The organism is Streptomyces sp. NPDC030809, assembly GCF_055572195.1.
In genome coordinates this window covers 132,389-147,547 of sequence record NZ_JBVIDV010000022.1, presented here as the reverse complement: position 1 = coordinate 147,547, position 15,159 = coordinate 132,389, and the positions used below count along the sequence as shown (strand labels likewise).

Below are 15,159 nucleotides of genomic sequence, written 5' to 3'. Positions count from 1 at the left end.
ACGCGCTGATGGCTGATGCACGTGAGAAGGACGAGCTGTACGCCCTCGACATCTCCGGGGCCGAGTGGCTCAGCGCGCCCGGTACGGAGGACCACGAGGAGCGGGTCGAGATCGCGCACCTGCCGGGAGGGGCCGTGGCGATGCGGTCCTCGCTGGACCCGGACACCGTGCTGCGGTACACGGAGGCGGAGTGGACGGCCTTCGTACTCGGCGCGCGGGACGGCGAGTTCGACCTGACCTGAGCCGAAGCGGTACGGGAGGGCCCGGTGCGCGCGGTGCGCGTGCCGGGCCCTTGCGCGTGCGCGGGCGGTTGCGGGCGGGGGCTGTGGTTTGCGGGGGGCTGGGGGCGGGGTCAGAGCATGCGGAAGCGGGTGGCGTTGCCGCGGTCGGTGTCCTGGTAGCCGGTGAGGGAGCTGTCGAGGAGGCCGGCGATCGTGCCGAGCTTGGCGTTCATGCCGGCCATCTCGGTCGAGACGGCGTGCTGGATGTCGGTGTACGCGTGCTTCGCCTCGCCCTCCCAGACCGCGGCGGCGGCCTTGACCTGGGCCATCAGCCGGTCGAGCTCGTGGGTGAGGTGGCGGGCGGTGCGGCGCACGTCGTCGGCGGCGGTGGCGACGGTGTCGTAGTTGACGGCGAGCGGCATGGGGGCTCCTCCGGTCGTTCGCGGGGCGGCGCTGCTCGCGGCCCGGTGAGGGTTGGCGGCGGGGTGGACGGCTGGTGGCGCAGGTCGGCGGCCGTGCGGCTGGCGGCTGGCGGCTGGCGGCCGGGCGGACGGCGTACGCGGCCGCTGGTCTCACATGCGGAGGATGGCGCTGGTGTTCGCGGGGGCCGAGGCGGCCGGGCCGGTCTCCGCGGTCGCGGTGACGCGGCGGATGTCGGCGATGCGCTGCTGCTCCTCGGCGCTGAAGCCCTTCACGCTCAGGCGGACGGCCTGTTCCAGCTCGGCCAGCCTGCCCTTGATCTTCGCGAGGTGCTGGTTCACCCCGCGCTGGAGCTGGTCGTACTCCTGGCCGGCCGCGCCCCGCCAGCCCGCCTGGATCCGGTCCACCACGTCGTTCAGGGCGTTGATCCGGCCGGAGAGCTCGGCGTGGAAGGCCGCGATCTCCTCCGCGAGTCTGATCTTGCTGCCTTCGTCGACCTGGAGGTGCATCGCCATGTTCGGTGTTCTCCCGTCATCGCAGGCTGCGGGCAGCCGTGGACCTGCCCGACACCCTAGCCACGGCGCGGCCTTCGCCATCGCCGCGCGTCAACCGGCGTCACGTGCCGAGCGGTCTGCCGGCGGGGCCTCCGCGAACCGCTGCCGCCGGGAGGCGCGTACGGCGGCCGCGGCGCCGGCGAGCGCGGCGAGCAAAGCGGATGTGACTCCCAAGGCGTAGGTGGCGTACCGCACTTGACGGTCCTCGGCGCTCTCTCCGAGGGCGAGCGGGGCCGGTTCGGGGGCCGGGACCGCGGGCGGTGCAGGACCCGGGGCGGGCGCCCGCCCCGGGACCCCCTCGGCGGTCAGGGCGCGTACGGGGTCGATGACGCCCCAGCCGAGGAAGGGGTCGCGGCCGTTGCCCGGGCGCTCGGCGGTCTGCTCGATGCGGGTGATGATCCGGTCCGGGGTCCAGTCCGGGTGCACGGCGTGCAGCAGGGCCGCCACCGCGGCCGCGTACGGGGCCGCGAAGCTGGTGCCGCTGTCCGTGCAGTGGCCGTCGCCGGGGACGGTGGAGACGATGTCCACGCCGGGGGCGGCGACCCCCACGAAATCACCGGTACGGGAGAAGGGCGCGCGCTCGCCCGCCCGGTCGGAGGCGGCGACGGCCAGCACCCCGGCGAGGGAGGCCGGGGCGGTGGGCCCGCGGTGACCGCCGCCGGGGCCGTCGTTGCCCGCCGCGGCGACCACGACCACGCCGTTGCGGACGGCGTTACGGACCGCGGCGGCGAGCGCGGAGGTGCGGGCCAGGGGCTCCTCGGCGTCCTGGGAGACGGTGACCACGTCGGCGCCGCGGGCCACCGCGTGGTCGACGGCCGCGGCCAGGGTGGCGGCGGTCCCGCTGCCGCGGTCGTCGTTCTGCCGGATGGGGATGATCACGGCCTCGGGTGCCAGGCCGACGAAGCCGGTGCCGGGCCGGGGCCGGGCTGCGATCACCCCGGCGACGCGGGTGCCGTGCCCGGTGCGGTCCTCGGTGCCGTCCCCGCCCGGGTCGAGGAAGTCGCGCCCGGCGGCGGTGTCGACGGCCCCGCGCAGCTGCGGGTTGGCCCGGTCCACGCCGGTGTCGATGACGGCCACCTTGACGCCCCGGCCCCTGGTCACCTGCCAGAGCCGGTCGAGCAGGACCCGCTGGAGCGGCCAGGGGCGGCCGGGGGCGAGGTGGGGGGTGGGGAAGGTGCAGGGGGCGGCCGGGGAGTGGGCGCGGACGGGGGCCGGGCCGGTGGTGTGGGTGCGGGCGGCCTCGATGCGGGGCCGGGGGGCCGCGGAGGCTTCCGGGAGGACGGGGGCGAAGGCGAGGGCGAGGGCGAGGGCTGCGGCGAGGGGGAAGGTGCGGGCGCGGGTCGGCGTCGGGGCCGGGGCGGGGGTCGGGGCGGGGGCCGGGGCCCGGCCGCGGGCCGGAGTTCTCGCTGTCACGGGTGGTGCTCCTCACGAACCCTGCGGCCGGCGGGCGCCGTCGGTGTCGAGACGGGGTCCCTTGGCCACGAACTCCGACCATGCGGGCGGTACCGGGACGGGCCGGGTCCGCCGGTAGCCGAGCCGGGTCCGGGCCTCCCCCGCGGTGCCGCCGGGGCCGCCGCCCGGGACGGCGTGGCGCAGTCCCGTGTCGGTCAGCAGGAAGAGCGGGCCGTGCGGGGCGGCGCCCCGGACCTGGGTGTACAGCAGGCCGCTGCCGGGGGTGACGTACGTTCCGGTGCCGGAGGCGGCGGTATCCACGGGGAACCGGGGGCCCGCCCAGGTGCCGAGGGTGGTGCGGCCTCCGGGGCCGGTGTGGAGCAGGAGCGCGCAGACGGTGGTGCGTGCGGCCGGTCCGGCCGCCTCCCCGCCGTTGACCTGTGCGGTCCGCTGCCGGGGCCAGCGGAAGGCGGCGTCGAACGCGCCGTGCGCCGGATCGAGGGACTGCCGGTCCACCTCGCGGGCCCGGCCCTTCATGCGGAGGCTGCCGGTGGCCGGGGCGTGGACCAGCAGCCAGGCCGTGAACGCGCTGACCGGGCGGACGGTGCCGGGCAGGACGACGTAGTACCGCGGTCCGGAACCGGTGGTCGCGCGGAGCACCGTGCCCACCCGGCCCTCGGCTCCGGCGAGGCCAGGGACCTTCGCGTCGGCCCCGGCGACGGCCCCGGCCGGGAGGGCGGGGAAGGCGAGCGGGGTGCCCTCGCGGAGGGTGGCGAGCCAGGCGGCGGTCACGGGCTGGGGGCGCTGCTCGGGCCCGACGAGGGTGTCGAGGAGGGTGGCGCGGTCACGGACCGCCCCGGCGATGCGGTACCGGGTGCCGGCGGAGTCGACCAGGTACGCGGTCCCGTCGGGGCCCTGCACGTGGAGCACCTGCCCGCCGGTGAGCCGGCCGGCCCCGTCGGTACGGCCGGACTCGCGCGCGGCGAACACGAAGGCGGCGGTCCGCACGCCCGGGCCGCCAGGGCTGCCGGGGTGGCCGCCGGGCTGCTGGCAGACGGCCCACCGCTTCGGCGTCCCCGCGTCCGCGGGGGCGGGGAGCCGGTCGGGCGCGTACGGGATGCCGATCACCGGGCCGCGCGGGGGTGAGCCCGCATCGAGCACTTCGTCACTCACACGAATGACACGGTCGGAGTCCCGGGGGGTGAGGACGAGACGGGCGGAGGCCAGGTTGAGGACGGGGTGCAGGTGCGGGCGGCCACCGGTGTCCAGGACCACGTAGCGGGTGGTCGAGGCGGTGCCGACGAGGACCCCGGCCCCCGGCTCGTCCCAGCCCGGCGGGGCCTGCGGGCGCAGCATCCCCCAGGCGCCGTGCCCCGCGAGGAGCAGTGCGGCGGCGACCAGCCCGGGCAGGACGGCGCGCAGCGGCCGGGGCGCGCCGTCCTCCGCGCCGCCGGGGGCGCCGGGGTGCAGGAAGGCGGCCACCGTCCGCCGCTTCGCGAAGGTGTACGCGCTGAGCTCGTCGCGCCGTGCTGCCATGGCCACCCGATCTTGTCTCTAACATGCCGGTCCGGTACGGGGGTTCCGGCCGAGGGTTCCACACGGTGAAGGGGAGATGCGCCATGCGCACCAGCGCAGCCGAGCCGCGCGGCCAGGCCGTTTCGCCCCGTGCGGCGGCGCGGGCGGGGCGGTTCGGGCCGTTCCGTCTGCACCAGGTGGTGCTGCTGGAGCTGGCGGCCGCGGTCCCGGTGCTCGCGGCTCCGGCGGGGCCGCGGGCACGGGGCGCCGCGGGTGCGGTGGCGGCGGTCCTGGTGGTGCTCGCGGTGGCGCGCCCCCGGCGCCGCTCGCTGTCCGAATTCGCCGTGTCCTGGCTGGAGTTGCGGGGCAGGCGGCGCCGGGCGGCGGCCGTGCCGGTACCCGCGGGGACCGGGACAGGGCTGGTCCCGGTGGTGGAATGCGCGCCTGCGCTGCGTACGCAGTCCTACGGCGGGCGGGGGCGGCGGCCGGTCGGGATGATCGGCGACGGCACCTTCCTGACGGCACTCGTACGGGTGGACGCCGATCCCGGCACGAGGGCGCTGCGTGCCGAACGGTCTGCCCGGCCACTGCCGTTGGCCCTGCTGCGCGCGGCGCTGGAGACGGACGGGATCCGGCTGGAGTCCGTACAGCTGGTGCAGCACAGCCGGCCGGCGCCCGCGCCGCACCTGCCGCCGCAGTCGATGGCGGCGGTCAACTACCTGCCGTTGCAGGCACGTACGGGCTCTCCGGCGGTACGGCTGACGTGGATCGCGTTGAAGCTGGACCCGTCCGCGTGCCCCGAGGCGGTGGCGGCGCGCGGGGGCGGGGCGGCGGGGGCCCGGCGGTGCCTGGTGCGGGCGGCGGACCAGCTGGCGAGCCGGCTGACGGGGGCGGGGTTCCGGGCCGTGGTCCTCACGGAGGAGGAGCTGACGGCGGCCCTGGCCACCTCCGCGGGCACGGATCCGCGGGCGGCGGGCGGCCGGGAGGGGGCGGGCGCGCCCTTGCGGGCGGCTGCGCCGGTGCGGGCGGCTGCGCCGGTGCGGGCGGCCGCGCCGGTGCGGCGCACCGACGAGTCGGCCCGCAGCTGGCGCTGCGACGACCGGCGGCACACCACGTACTGGGTGGCGCGGTGGCCGCAACTCGGGGGCGGATGCGCAGGGTTGCCGCAGTTCGTCGCGCTCCTCACCTCGGTTCCGGCCCTGGCCGCGAACTTCAGCCTGACCCTGGCCCCGGCCGGCCGCCGCGAGGTGGCCCTGACCGGCCACGTCCGGATCACCGGCCGCAACGATGAGGAACTGGACGCATCGGGACGGCAGTTGGAACGCATCGCGCGCGGAGCGGGGGCGGGACTGGTCCGGCTGGACCGCGAGCAGGCACCCGCGGCACTGGCCTCGCTGCCGCTGGGCGGCACGCGGTGAGGCCCGCGGGCCGGTGGCGCCTCCCCGCGCGGCTCCCCCGGCGGCGGGCGGGAGCGTACGGCCCGGGCCCGCTGGGACCGCGCGTACCGGGCCGGCACCTCGTAGCGGCGGCGGAGCTGGACGCGCTGGCGGTGCCGGTCGGGGACGACGGCGTGGTGATCGGGGTGGACGACCGGGGCCGGCCCGCGGTCCTGGGCCTGATCCGGCCGACCCCGTACGAGGTGGCCCTCGTCGGCGGACTGTGGACGGCGCAGGTGCTGGCGCTGCGGACGGCGGCCACGGGTGCCCGGGTGGCGGTGGAGACGGGCCGCGCACCTGACTGGGCTGCGCTGGCGCAGGCCGCGGGCGGCGGGCGGCCGTGCGTGACCCTGCACGAGCCGGGCCGCGTACCGGCCCAGGACGCGTCGGTGGGCGGCCCGGCCCTGGTGATCCGCGACTGCGGGGCGCGGCCGCCGCGGGGGCGGCTCGCGGCGGGCCCCTGGCAGTCGGTCCTGACCCTCCTCCCGTACCTGGCCCCGGAGGGCCTGCGCCTGCTGACGCGCTCCTCGCTGGCGGGCGTACAGCAGGTGTCCCCGGCGGAGGCGGCCGAGGTCGCCCGCGCCCTGTCCCTCCCCCGCGCCACCGCAGACGCCCTCCCCACGCTCACCGACGGCGTCACCCTGTGGTGCACCCCCCACGACCACCGCTTCGTCCTGACGGACCCGACCCGAACGGAATCCGCCTTCCTGGGCCCGGCCCGACGGCTGGACTAGCGCCTGCGGTTCGGCGCGTTGCCCGCGGGACGGTTGGCCGCCCCGCGGGTGAACTCTCTTGCGCGGCCGCCGCGAGCGGGGCCGCCGCGGCCTCGTCCTGCGCGGGGACGTGCCGTTGTGCCCGCCGTGTGACGGCTCGGTGGAGTCCGGCGCGGGTGGGCCGGACCCGATTAGGCTGGCCGTGGGCGCGCCGCCCTCGGGCGGGGTGCCGGTACGCGAGTCGACCAGGAGGACGATTGACCGGCGATCGGAACGAGAACCGCGGCGGAGCCTGGGACATCCCGCCGGATCAGTCCGATGCGGAACGGGAGGCGGCGGGCGAGTTCACCATGCCGGCCTGGTACACGCAGAACGCCTCGGCGCCGGACGCCCCGGTCATCCCGGGCCTGCCGCCCGGCAGCGGCTTCCGGCGCTGGCCCACCCCGGCTGCGGAGCAGCAGAACACGGCCGAGGGGTCCGCGGCCCCCTGGGACCTGCCGTACGGGCCTGCGGGCGATGGGGACACGGCGGGCGGAGAGGACCGCAACCCGGGGCCGCGATCGCGACCGCTGGTGATCACGGACGCGCCGTTGCCGCCCTCGGGCGAAGGTGAGGGCGAGGGCCACGGCGCGGCGGACGCCCGCGGGCCCGCGCTCGGGGGTCCGTTGCCTGCCACCGAGGACGCCGTGCCGGGTGCGGTCCCCTCGCGCCTGGTGGAACCGACGCCCCACGAGCCGGTGCAGGGAGGGTTTTCCGGCACCGGGGGCCATGCGCCCGAGTCCGGGCAGCTCCTGCCGGCGGGCGGTGCCGGGGCGCCTGCCGCGGACCCGGCTCCCGGGCCCACGTCGGCCCCGGCCGTCGAAGACGTACGGGAAGGGGCCGCGCACGTCCCCGATCCAGTGCCCTCGTACGGCCCACCGACCACGGGCCGCGCCACCCCGCCGCCGCACCACGAACCGGGATCAAGCCCCGCGATCCCGCCGCCGGATCCGCTCCCGCCGCAGCCGCAGGCAGCGCCCGGCGCGTTCGCTGTGCCCTCCGATGTCGTGGCGCCCCCGGCGCCGGGCGCGATGTCCGGGCGGCCGCCCCTGTCCGTTCCGTCCGCGCCGGAGACGGGTGCCGAACCACAGGACGCCGTACCGGTTCCGGTTCCGGCTCCGGGCAGCGCCCGCCTCTCCCCGCCGGGCACCGGCCCCGTACCGGCCCCGGTCACCGGGGCCCGGCCGGGCCCCGGCACGCAGGACGCAGCACCGGCACCGGCCGAAACCGGCCATCGGCCGCCCGGTGTCAGCCAGGTCCCACCGGACGCCACACCCGCCCTGCCCCCAGCACTCCACCCGCCGCAGGGCACCATCGCCGTCCCGCAGGACTCCGCACCGTCCCCGTCCGCGGCCCCGTCCCCCGGCGCAACACCCCACACCCCGCCGGGCATGGGCGACCTCCCGCAGGACGCTGCGCCGGTGCAGGTCGTGCCCGCGGCACCCGTTTCCCTGGCCGACGGCGAGGCCGTGCCGCAGGACGCCGTGCCGCCCGGTTACGTGCCGGACGCCGTTGCGGACGAGGGGCCCCGGCCCGGGGATCTGGTGTCTCCGCCGACCATGCGGATTCCGCCGGTCGTCCCCGCGGGTCCCGTGCCCTCGGCCGGGGCGGGCGCTGCGGGCGCTGACGGTGTGGCCGCGAACGGACTCCCGCCGGTGAGTGTGCAGGTACCCCCTGCGCCCCAGGCGCCGCAAAGGCAGCCCGTACCGCCGGTCGTGCCGTCGGCGCCCGCCCCGCCCCTCCCGGCACCCCCGGCGCCGGGGGAGGCCGTGCCCACGGCCGGGGTGGCTGCGTCCGGCAGCGAGGACCGGCCGGTGGACGGGCTGCCTCCGGCGGGGGCCGTGTGGGGTGCCCCCGCCCCCGCCTCCGACCCCGTCGCGGGCCCGGCGCCCGCACCTCCCGGGGCAGGCGTTCCGGGCACGGAGGGCGTGACCGGGGGCGTGCTGCCCGCCGGAAACGCACCGCTGCCCGCCCCGGCTCCGCCGGCGCCCCCCGCTCCCCCGGCCCCCGGGCAGCCCGTACCGCCGGTCGTGCCCCCGCCGCCCGCCGCGGTTCCGGGTGCCGCCCCCGCCGCCGGGGTGCCCTGGTACCCGCAGCCGACGGCCGGTGGGCAGGCCGGTGGACACTGGCCGCAGGGCGGCGGGGCCGCCGTGCCCGCGGGGTACGGGCCGGGGCAGCAGCCGTACCCGCACGCGCCCGGGGGCGGGGCGCCGCTCGGTTACACGGCCAACGTGGAGCTCTCCTCCGAGCGGCTGCTGCGGGGCAAGCAGAAGCCGCGCAGCAGCCGGGGCGGGGCCGCCGGGGGCGGGCTGTTCCGGTTCGGCGGCAAGGCCGCCGAGGCCGAGCGGCGGCGGAAGTTGGAGCTGATCCGCACGCCGGTGCTGTCCTGCTACCGCATCGCCGTCATCAGCCTCAAGGGCGGCGTGGGCAAGACCACGACCACCACCGCCCTCGGCGCGACCCTCGCCACCGAGCGGCAGGACAAGATCCTCGCGATCGACGCGAACCCGGACGCCGGCACCCTCGGCCGCCGGGTCCGCCGCGAGACCGGCGCGACCATCCGGGACCTGGTGCAGGCGATCCCGCACCTCAACTCGTACATGGACATCCGGCGGTTCACCTCCCAGGCCCCCTCGGGGCTGGAGATCATCGCCAACGACGTGGACCCGGCCGTCTCGACCGCCTTCAACGACGAGGACTACCGCCGGGCCATCGACACGCTGGGGAGGCAGTACCCGGTCATCCTCACGGACTCCGGGACCGGGCTGCTCTACTCCGCCATGCGCGGGGTCCTGGACCTCGCCGATCAGCTGATCATCATCTCCACGCCCTCCGTGGACGGGGCCAGCAGCGCGAGCACCACGCTCGACTGGCTGTCCGCCCACGGCTACGCCGAGCTGGTGGGCCGCTCCCTGACCGTCATCTCGGGGGTCCGCGAGACCGGCAAGATGATCAAGGTGGACGACATCGTGCACCACTTCCGGACCCGCTGCCGCGGGGTGGTCGTCGTGCCGTTCGACGAGCACCTGGCCGCCGGCGCGGAGGTGGACCTCGACATGATGCGGCCCAAGACGCGCGAGGCCTACTTCGAGCTCGCGACTCTGGTGGCCGAGGACTTCACCCGCGCCCAGCAGGCGAAGGGCATCCCGCAGTGGGGAGCGCCCCCGGGCGTGCCCGTACCGGGGATGCCCGCACCGGGGATGCCCGTACCCGGAACGCCCGGGGCGCCCGTGCCCGGACCCGCGTACCCCGCCGCCGACGGCCCGTACGCCCCGCCACCGGCGCACCCGGCACACCCCGCGCAGCCGGCGCCGCAGCAGCCGTACGCCGCTCCCCAGAGCCCGTACCAGCCGCCGCAGGCACCGCAGACACCCCAGGCGCCGCAGCCGCCGCCCCACCACCCCTGACGGACGACGAGGGCCCGCGTCCCGGTCCACCCGGACCGGAGACGCGGGCCCTCGCCCATCCGTCATACGGACACGTGCCGCCGGGCCCCGCATCGGAAGGCCGCCTGCCGCAAGGCCACGTGTCGCACGAGCACGCGTCAGCGCCCCGCGTCGTACGCCGCCGTCAGCTCGCGCGACTGCTTCACGTCGTCCGCGATCGCCTCCAGCAGCCCTTCCAGGGACTCGAACTTCGCCATCCCGCGCACGTACGCGAGGAAGTCGACCGTGACGTGCTGCCCGTACAGGTCCAGGCCCACGCGGTCGATCGCGTACGCCTCCACCGTCCGCTCCTTGCCGTCGAACTGCGGGTTTGTGCCGACCGAGATGGCCGCCGGCATCCGCTCGCCGCCCGCCGTCAGCCAGCCCGCGTACACGCCGTCCGCCGGGATGGCCGTGTGCGGCAGGGTCTCGACGTTCGCGGTCGGGTAGCCGAGCTCGCGGCCGCGCTGCGCCCCGCGCACCACGACCCCCTCGACGCGGTGCGGCCGGCCCAGGATCTCGGCGGCGCCCGTGACATCCCCCTCGGCGACGAGCCTGCGGGTCAGCGTGGACGAGAACGGCGCGCCGCCCCCGGCCTCGCCGTGCGCGAACAGGTCGATGACCTCGACCTCGTAGTCGTACGTCTCGCCCATCTCGGCGAGGTACTCCGTGGTGCCCGCGGCCCGGTGGCCGAAGCGGAAGTTGGGGCCCTCGATGACCACCTTGGCGTGCACCGCCTCGACGAGCACCTTCACGATGAAGTCGGAGGGGGACAGCTGCGAGAACTCGGCCGTGAACGGCAGGATCAGGAGCGCGTCCACGCCCAGCTCGGCCATGAGTTCGGCGCGGCGGTGGTGCGGGGCGAGCAGGGGCGGGTGGCTGCCCGGCCGGACGACCTCGCTCGGGTGCGGGTCGAAGGTGACGACGACGGACGGCAGGCCCAGTTCGCGGGCGCGGGCCACGGCCCGGCCGATGATCAGTTGATGGCCCCGGTGCACGCCGTCGTAGGAGCCGATGGTGACGACGCTGCGTCCCCAGTCCTGGGGGATGTCCTCCAAGCCACGCCAGCGCTGCACTGTGACCGCTCCTCGCCCGAACCCTGTAGTGATGCCTGATCCCGTGGTGCGCAACCCCGTATGCCGTGATGACGCAGGACTAAGACTGCCATGTCCCTGGTCCCGGGCACTCATCGGTATCGGGCCGGCGCCCGGCCCGCCGACCCCCGCGAAGGTCTACGGCGTGCGCCGTGCGCCGGGCCCCGGCACCGCCGCCCACTCGCGCGGCCGGGCCGCCGGCCGGCCCGCGGTGAGGGCGGCGAACCCGGGCACCTTGCACTCCAGCTCCACCAGGCGGCGGTCCAGGACGGCCGCGCCCTCGGGGGTGCGCAGGAGCAGCTGCGCGATACGGCGCACCAGCGCGCGGGTCGCCTCCGCACCTCGCGCCGGGGCGTGCCGGGCGGCCGCGCAGAGCAGGGCGTCGAGTGCGCCGAGGTCCTCCGCACGCGCTCCACCGGACTCCGGCGGGCCGGCGGACAGGACGGCGAACAACTCGGCGAGGAGCTCGGCCCGCAGGGGCTCCGCCTCCTCGGTGCCGGGCGCGGCGAGTACGGGGGCCAGCGCGCGGCAGACCCCCGCCGGCCGGTCCCGCAGCAGGTCCGCCACGAGCGGCAGGAGCGTGTCGCGGGCGGCGGGGCCGTGGCCGAGGCGGCGCTCGACGAAGTCGGCCGCGGCCGCGGCGGTCCCGGGGAGGCCGGCGCTGCGGAGGAGGTGCTCGTGGACGAGGGCCGCGGCCCGGCGGGCCGGGACGGGCCCCGTCACGTCGGCGAGGGCGCGCAGCACCGCGGCGGCGGGGCCGGGTGCCGCGGGCCCGCCGGGACCCGGCCCCGCTCCCGCACCGGGTCCCGTTCCCGCTTCCGCTGCGGTTCCCGCTTCCGCTTCGGTTGCCGCTTCCGCTCCGGTTCCCGTTTCCGTTCCGGCGGGGGCGGCCAGCCGCTGCCGGAAGGCGGCGAACACCGGTTCGGGGTGGGTGGGCAGGGCGGCGGCCAGCGCGTCGGGCGGCAGCCGGGGGTCGCCGGCCGCGAACCGCTCCAGGGCCGCCGGCAGGTGCTGGTCCCGGGTCTCGGGGTCGCGGACCAGCAGGGCGAGGGCGGCGCCGTGCAGGGAGCCGTCGCCGGGACGGGCGAGCAGGGCCAGCGCGGCCCGGCGCAGCAGCTTTCGGTCGCCGGGGGTGCGGGCGTGCCGGGCGGTCACCGGTCCGTAGAGTGCGGCCGCGACCCGGCGTTCGGGGCGGGGGTCGCGGGACCAGCGGTCCACGGCCCGGCACAGCGCGGCGGGCTCCTCCTCGGCGAGCGCGGCCAGCAGTTCGTCGGCCCGGCGGTGGGCGCATCCGACCAGGGTCTCGGTGAGTTCGTCCAGGGCGAGACCGCGGTGGGTGTGCAGCAGGGCCTGGGCGGCAGTGGCCACCGTGGCACCGGGGCGGGCGCGCAGCGCCCGCTCGTCGCCGAACCACCGGCAGAGCAGCGGCTGAACGGCCTGCGGATCCCGCCGCAGCCGACGCGCAGCGGCCTCGATGAACCGGTCCCCCGGCCCGCCGGGGTCCCCCGGCCCGCCGGCCGACGCGGCCGTCTGCCCGGCCGCCTGCGCCGCCGCCTGCCCCGCACCCGCATCCGCCCCCGCACCGGGAGTCGGCCGGCCGGCACCGGCACAGCCCTCCGCCCGGAGTCGGCCTGCGTCACCGTCCCGGGCGGCCGGGCCGGTCCCGCCCCAGCCGGTCCCCCCGCGGCCGCGGCCGCCTCCGGAGGCCTCGCCCTCGCCGGGGCGACCGCCGCCGTCGGCACCCGGCCCGGCGCCACCGCCCGCACTGCCGTGCAGACCCGCTGCCGAGCCAACCCCCGTACCCGCCCCCGCGGAACCGGACCCCGCACCCGCACCCGCCCCCGCCTCCCGCGCCCCCGGATCGCACGGCAGCAGCCGGCGGAGCAGGTCGAGGCGGGTGTCCTCGGAGACGGGGAGGCGGTTCCAGAAGGTGCCGCCGAACCGGCCGGGGCCGGACTGCGCCACGTACTCCGCCAGGGCGTGCAGCACCGGCAGGTACGGTTCGGCGTCCGCGCAGCGGAGCAGCACCTCGCGCAGCAGCCGGGCGGCCCACCAGTCGCCGTCCGCGCCCGCGCCCCGCTGGAGGGCGGCGACCAGCCCCATGAGGTGGCCGCCGAGCCGCCCGCGCGCCGCCTCCCCCAGCAGTCCCTCGGTCACGACCCCCACCCGCTCCCGGGCCACGGGCAGGACGGGCCCCCCGGTCCCCGCCCCCTCCGGCTCCCCCGCCGCGGCGACGACTCCCCCGTCCCCGTGCACCAGCGCCGCCAGGGCCGCCGGCACGTCCAGGTGGCGGCCCTGGAGCCAGTCCGCCAGTTCCTCGTGGCCGAAGCGGTAGCCCGGCCCGGCCGGGGTCAGGACCCCCTCGGTGAGCACGGCCGAGGCCCAGCCGGTGCGCCAGGGGAACAGTTCCTCGAAGCCCGCCCGGTCCAGCGCGCCCTGGCCCGGCCCGAGGCAGCGCCGGGCCGCCTCGTGCAGCCGGGCCGAGACCCGCGCGGCCAGCCGTCGTACCGCGGTGCCTCCGGGCGGCGAGGGCTCCTGCGCCGCCAGCCGGACGGCGGTGCGCAGGCATACGAGGTCCAGGTACGCCGCGAACACCTCGGCGCGGTCCGGGCGACCGCCGGTCGCCCCCGCCGCCCGCAGCTCGGCGAGGAGCCGCAGGGTGAGCGGGTGTGCCGCGTCCGCGCCGGACAGGATGCCCTCGGGGATCCCGTACCGGTCCCGGGCGGCGGCCGCCTGCGCCGGGGCCAGCCCGCCGAGGCGTACCGCCCCGGGCAGCCCGCGGACCGGCCGGGCGGGCCGGTGCAGCGACTCGGGCGGGTGGCACGGCGCCGCCCGCTCCCAGTGCTCCGTCCGGCAGCCCGTGATCAGGCGCGCGCCCGCCTCCCGGAGCCAGTGCGCGGTCCCGGCCGACCACTCCGGCAGCCGGTGGGCGAGGGCCGGGGGCATCTCCTCGGGGCCGTCGAGGAGGACGAGCAGGGGCCGGCCGGCGGCCCGGGCCAGGGCGGCGACCTGCTCGGGGGTGGCCCCGGCCGGGTCTCCCTCGGCCCCGGAGGCGGCGAGGATGCGGCCGGCGGCGCCGAGCGCCCTCGCCACCGCGTCGGCCACCGAGCCGTCCGCGGCGAGCAGGTCGGCGCCGCGCAGCCAGACGGTGGGGGCGGGTTCCGGGCCGCGGGCCCGGCGGGCGGCGAGCGCTGCGAGTTCGGTGGTGCGCCCGGTGCCCGGGTCGCCGACGAGGGCGAGCACGGCGGCCTCCGCGCCGGTCTCGAATACGGCGAACTCCCGTGTGATGTCGGGCCGTTCGACCGGTTCGGGCCAGCTCCGGGGGGTGCCCGCGTAGCCGATGGAGGTGCCGATGCAGGTGCCGGTCAGCTGGAGGGCGCCCGCGAGGTTGAGGTCGCTGCCGTAGCAGGGGACGGTGGCCGCGTTGCGGGCCAGGAGGGCGGCCAGCTCCCCGCCGGGGTCCGCGGCCGCCGGCGCCCGCAGCGCGAGGGCGAAGGCGGCCGGACGGTGCTCCGCGTCGAGAGCAGTGCCCAGCACCGCGAGCACCGCTCCGGTCCGGGAATCGAGGACGGGGCCCCCGCAGGCCTCGCCGCCCCGCTGCACGGCGTCCCGGCCGTCCGTCCCGATGGCCAGCGCCAGCACCCCGGCCGGCTCGTGGCGGCGGCCGTCCGCGGTGTACGAGGCCCGGGCCGGGCCCAGCACCCGAGCCTGCCGCCAGCCCCGCGCGGCCAGCCGTACGTACGTTCCGGGCGCGATGCCCGGGCGCGGGCCCACCGGCAGCGGGCGCACCCCGAGCCCGTCCGTCCGTACGAGCGCCAGCCCCGCCCCCGGCAGGGCCGTGACCGCGTCCGCCCCGGCCCGGCAGGTCCGCTCCCCCGCCCCGTGCAGCACCAGGAGGTCCAAACCGGCGACGGCCTCGTGGGCGGTGACCACCGTGCCGAGGCCGTCCGCGACGAAGCCGCTGCCCCGCGGCCGTCCGGCGCCGTCGCAGATCCTGACCAGCCCCGCCACCGGTTCCGCCGTCGGCCCCGCCATCGGCCCGTTCTCCGCCATGCCACCCGCCACGCCACGCCACCGCCCTGCCCGACAAGAGCAAGACCGTAGGTCGGTGATGATCAGCGGGTACAGAACGCGTCCCCGATGCGCCCCCTTGCGCTCCCTCCATTCACTCCGAGCGCCTGCTCGGTCGGGTGAATAGCGGGGGTCGGATGGATAGACACCGTGCGGGGGAAAAGAGGGGGGAGCCAGGGGGGCGGGGGGAGCGTGGGGGGGGGGGGGGGGGAGAGGGGGGGGGGTTCCCCCCCCCCCCCCCCCCAAAACCAAAAACCCACCAAAAACCAACAACAACCA

The 15,159-nt window shown here is 78.0% G+C and carries 10 protein-coding genes and 1 pseudogene; 4 read left to right on the top strand and 7 right to left on the bottom strand.

Annotation, left to right across the window (positions count from 1 at the left end):
• The first annotated feature begins 8 nt into the window (after window positions 1–8).
• Entirely contained in the window at window positions 9–242 is a 234-nt protein-coding gene (locus ACZ407_RS26930; protein ID WP_468132563.1) for a DUF397 domain-containing protein, read from the top strand.
• A gap of 110 nt (window positions 243–352) precedes the next feature.
• Here the strand turns inward: ACZ407_RS26930 and ACZ407_RS26925 are convergent, their stop codons facing one another.
• The 4 genes from ACZ407_RS26925 to eccB all read right to left on the bottom strand — a co-directional run bounded on the left by ACZ407_RS26925 (window position 353) and on the right by eccB (window position 4,123).
• On the bottom strand, window positions 353–643 hold the full coding sequence (locus ACZ407_RS26925) for a WXG100 family type VII secretion target (protein ID WP_468132561.1): 291 nt from the start codon (window positions 641–643) through the stop codon (window positions 353–355).
• A 150-nt stretch (window positions 644–793) separates the two neighbouring features.
• Window positions 794–1,156, bottom strand: coding sequence for a WXG100 family type VII secretion target (locus tag ACZ407_RS26920; RefSeq protein WP_468132559.1), 363 nt, complete (start codon window positions 1,154–1,156; stop codon window positions 794–796).
• Window positions 1,157–1,246: 90 nt separating this feature from the next.
• Entirely contained in the window at window positions 1,247–2,608 is a 1,362-nt protein-coding gene (gene mycP / locus ACZ407_RS26915; RefSeq protein WP_468132557.1) for a type VII secretion-associated serine protease mycosin, read from the bottom strand.
• 12 nt (window positions 2,609–2,620) lie between these two features.
• On the bottom strand, window positions 2,621–4,123 hold the full coding sequence (gene eccB, locus ACZ407_RS26910) for a type VII secretion protein EccB (RefSeq protein WP_468132555.1): 1,503 nt from the start codon (window positions 4,121–4,123) through the stop codon (window positions 2,621–2,623).
• An 83-nt stretch (window positions 4,124–4,206) separates the two neighbouring features.
• Here eccB and eccE point away from each other — a divergent pair, with 83 nt between their 5' ends.
• Both eccE and ACZ407_RS26900 read left to right on the top strand, forming a co-directional pair.
• The gene (gene eccE / locus ACZ407_RS26905; protein ID WP_468132553.1) at window positions 4,207–5,520 is read left to right on the top strand and encodes a type VII secretion protein EccE; all 1,314 of its coding nucleotides are present in this window, start codon (window positions 4,207–4,209) and stop codon (window positions 5,518–5,520) included.
• On the top strand, window positions 5,517–6,272 hold the full coding sequence (locus ACZ407_RS26900; RefSeq protein ID WP_468132551.1) for a hypothetical protein: 756 nt from the start codon (window positions 5,517–5,519) through the stop codon (window positions 6,270–6,272). The genes eccE and ACZ407_RS26900 overlap by 4 nt, the downstream gene beginning before the upstream one ends.
• A gap of 289 nt (window positions 6,273–6,561) precedes the next feature.
• Here the strand turns inward: ACZ407_RS26900 and ACZ407_RS26895 are convergent, their stop codons facing one another.
• A complete protein-coding gene (locus ACZ407_RS26895) occupies window positions 6,562–6,777 on the bottom strand; it encodes a hypothetical protein (RefSeq protein ID WP_468132549.1) in 216 nt (71 codons plus the stop codon).
• Window positions 6,778–7,999: 1,222 nt separating this feature from the next.
• On the opposite strand from ACZ407_RS26895, the pseudogene ACZ407_RS26890 reads away from it, so the two are divergent.
• A pseudogene (locus ACZ407_RS26890) lies at window positions 8,000–9,816 on the top strand (MinD/ParA family ATP-binding protein); the annotation flags it as partial.
• 18 nt (window positions 9,817–9,834) lie between these two features.
• On the opposite strand, the gene ACZ407_RS26885 reads toward ACZ407_RS26890, so the two are convergent.
• Both ACZ407_RS26885 and ACZ407_RS26880 read right to left on the bottom strand, forming a co-directional pair.
• Window positions 9,835–10,791 carry a bifunctional riboflavin kinase/FAD synthetase gene (locus ACZ407_RS26885; RefSeq protein ID WP_468132547.1) on the bottom strand — a complete coding sequence of 319 codons (957 nt, stop codon included), beginning with the start codon at window positions 10,789–10,791 and terminating at the stop codon, window positions 9,835–9,837.
• Between the two features lie 156 nt (window positions 10,792–10,947).
• On the bottom strand, window positions 10,948–14,862 hold the full coding sequence (locus ACZ407_RS26880; RefSeq protein ID WP_468132545.1) for a hypothetical protein: 3,915 nt from the start codon (window positions 14,860–14,862) through the stop codon (window positions 10,948–10,950).
• Between the last annotated feature and the right edge of the window lie 297 nt (window positions 14,863–15,159).

What these genes read in the sequence shown, in the direction of transcription:
- eccE (WP_468132553.1), top strand. Translation starts at nt 4,207, where the DNA reads ATGCGCACCAGCGCAGCCGAGCCGCGCGGCCAGGCCGTTTCGCCCCGT.
- ACZ407_RS26920 (WP_468132559.1), bottom strand. Translation starts at nt 1,156, where the DNA reads ATGGCGATGCACCTCCAGGTCGACGAAGGCAGCAAGATCAGACTCGCG.
- ACZ407_RS26880 (WP_468132545.1), bottom strand. Translation starts at nt 14,862, where the DNA reads ATGGCGGAGAACGGGCCGATGGCGGGGCCGACGGCGGAACCGGTGGCG.
- ACZ407_RS26925 (WP_468132561.1), bottom strand. Translation starts at nt 643, where the DNA reads ATGCCGCTCGCCGTCAACTACGACACCGTCGCCACCGCCGCCGACGAC.
- ACZ407_RS26930 (WP_468132563.1), top strand. Translation starts at nt 9, where the DNA reads ATGGCTGATGCACGTGAGAAGGACGAGCTGTACGCCCTCGACATCTCC.
- eccB (WP_468132555.1), bottom strand. Translation starts at nt 4,123, where the DNA reads ATGGCAGCACGGCGCGACGAGCTCAGCGCGTACACCTTCGCGAAGCGG.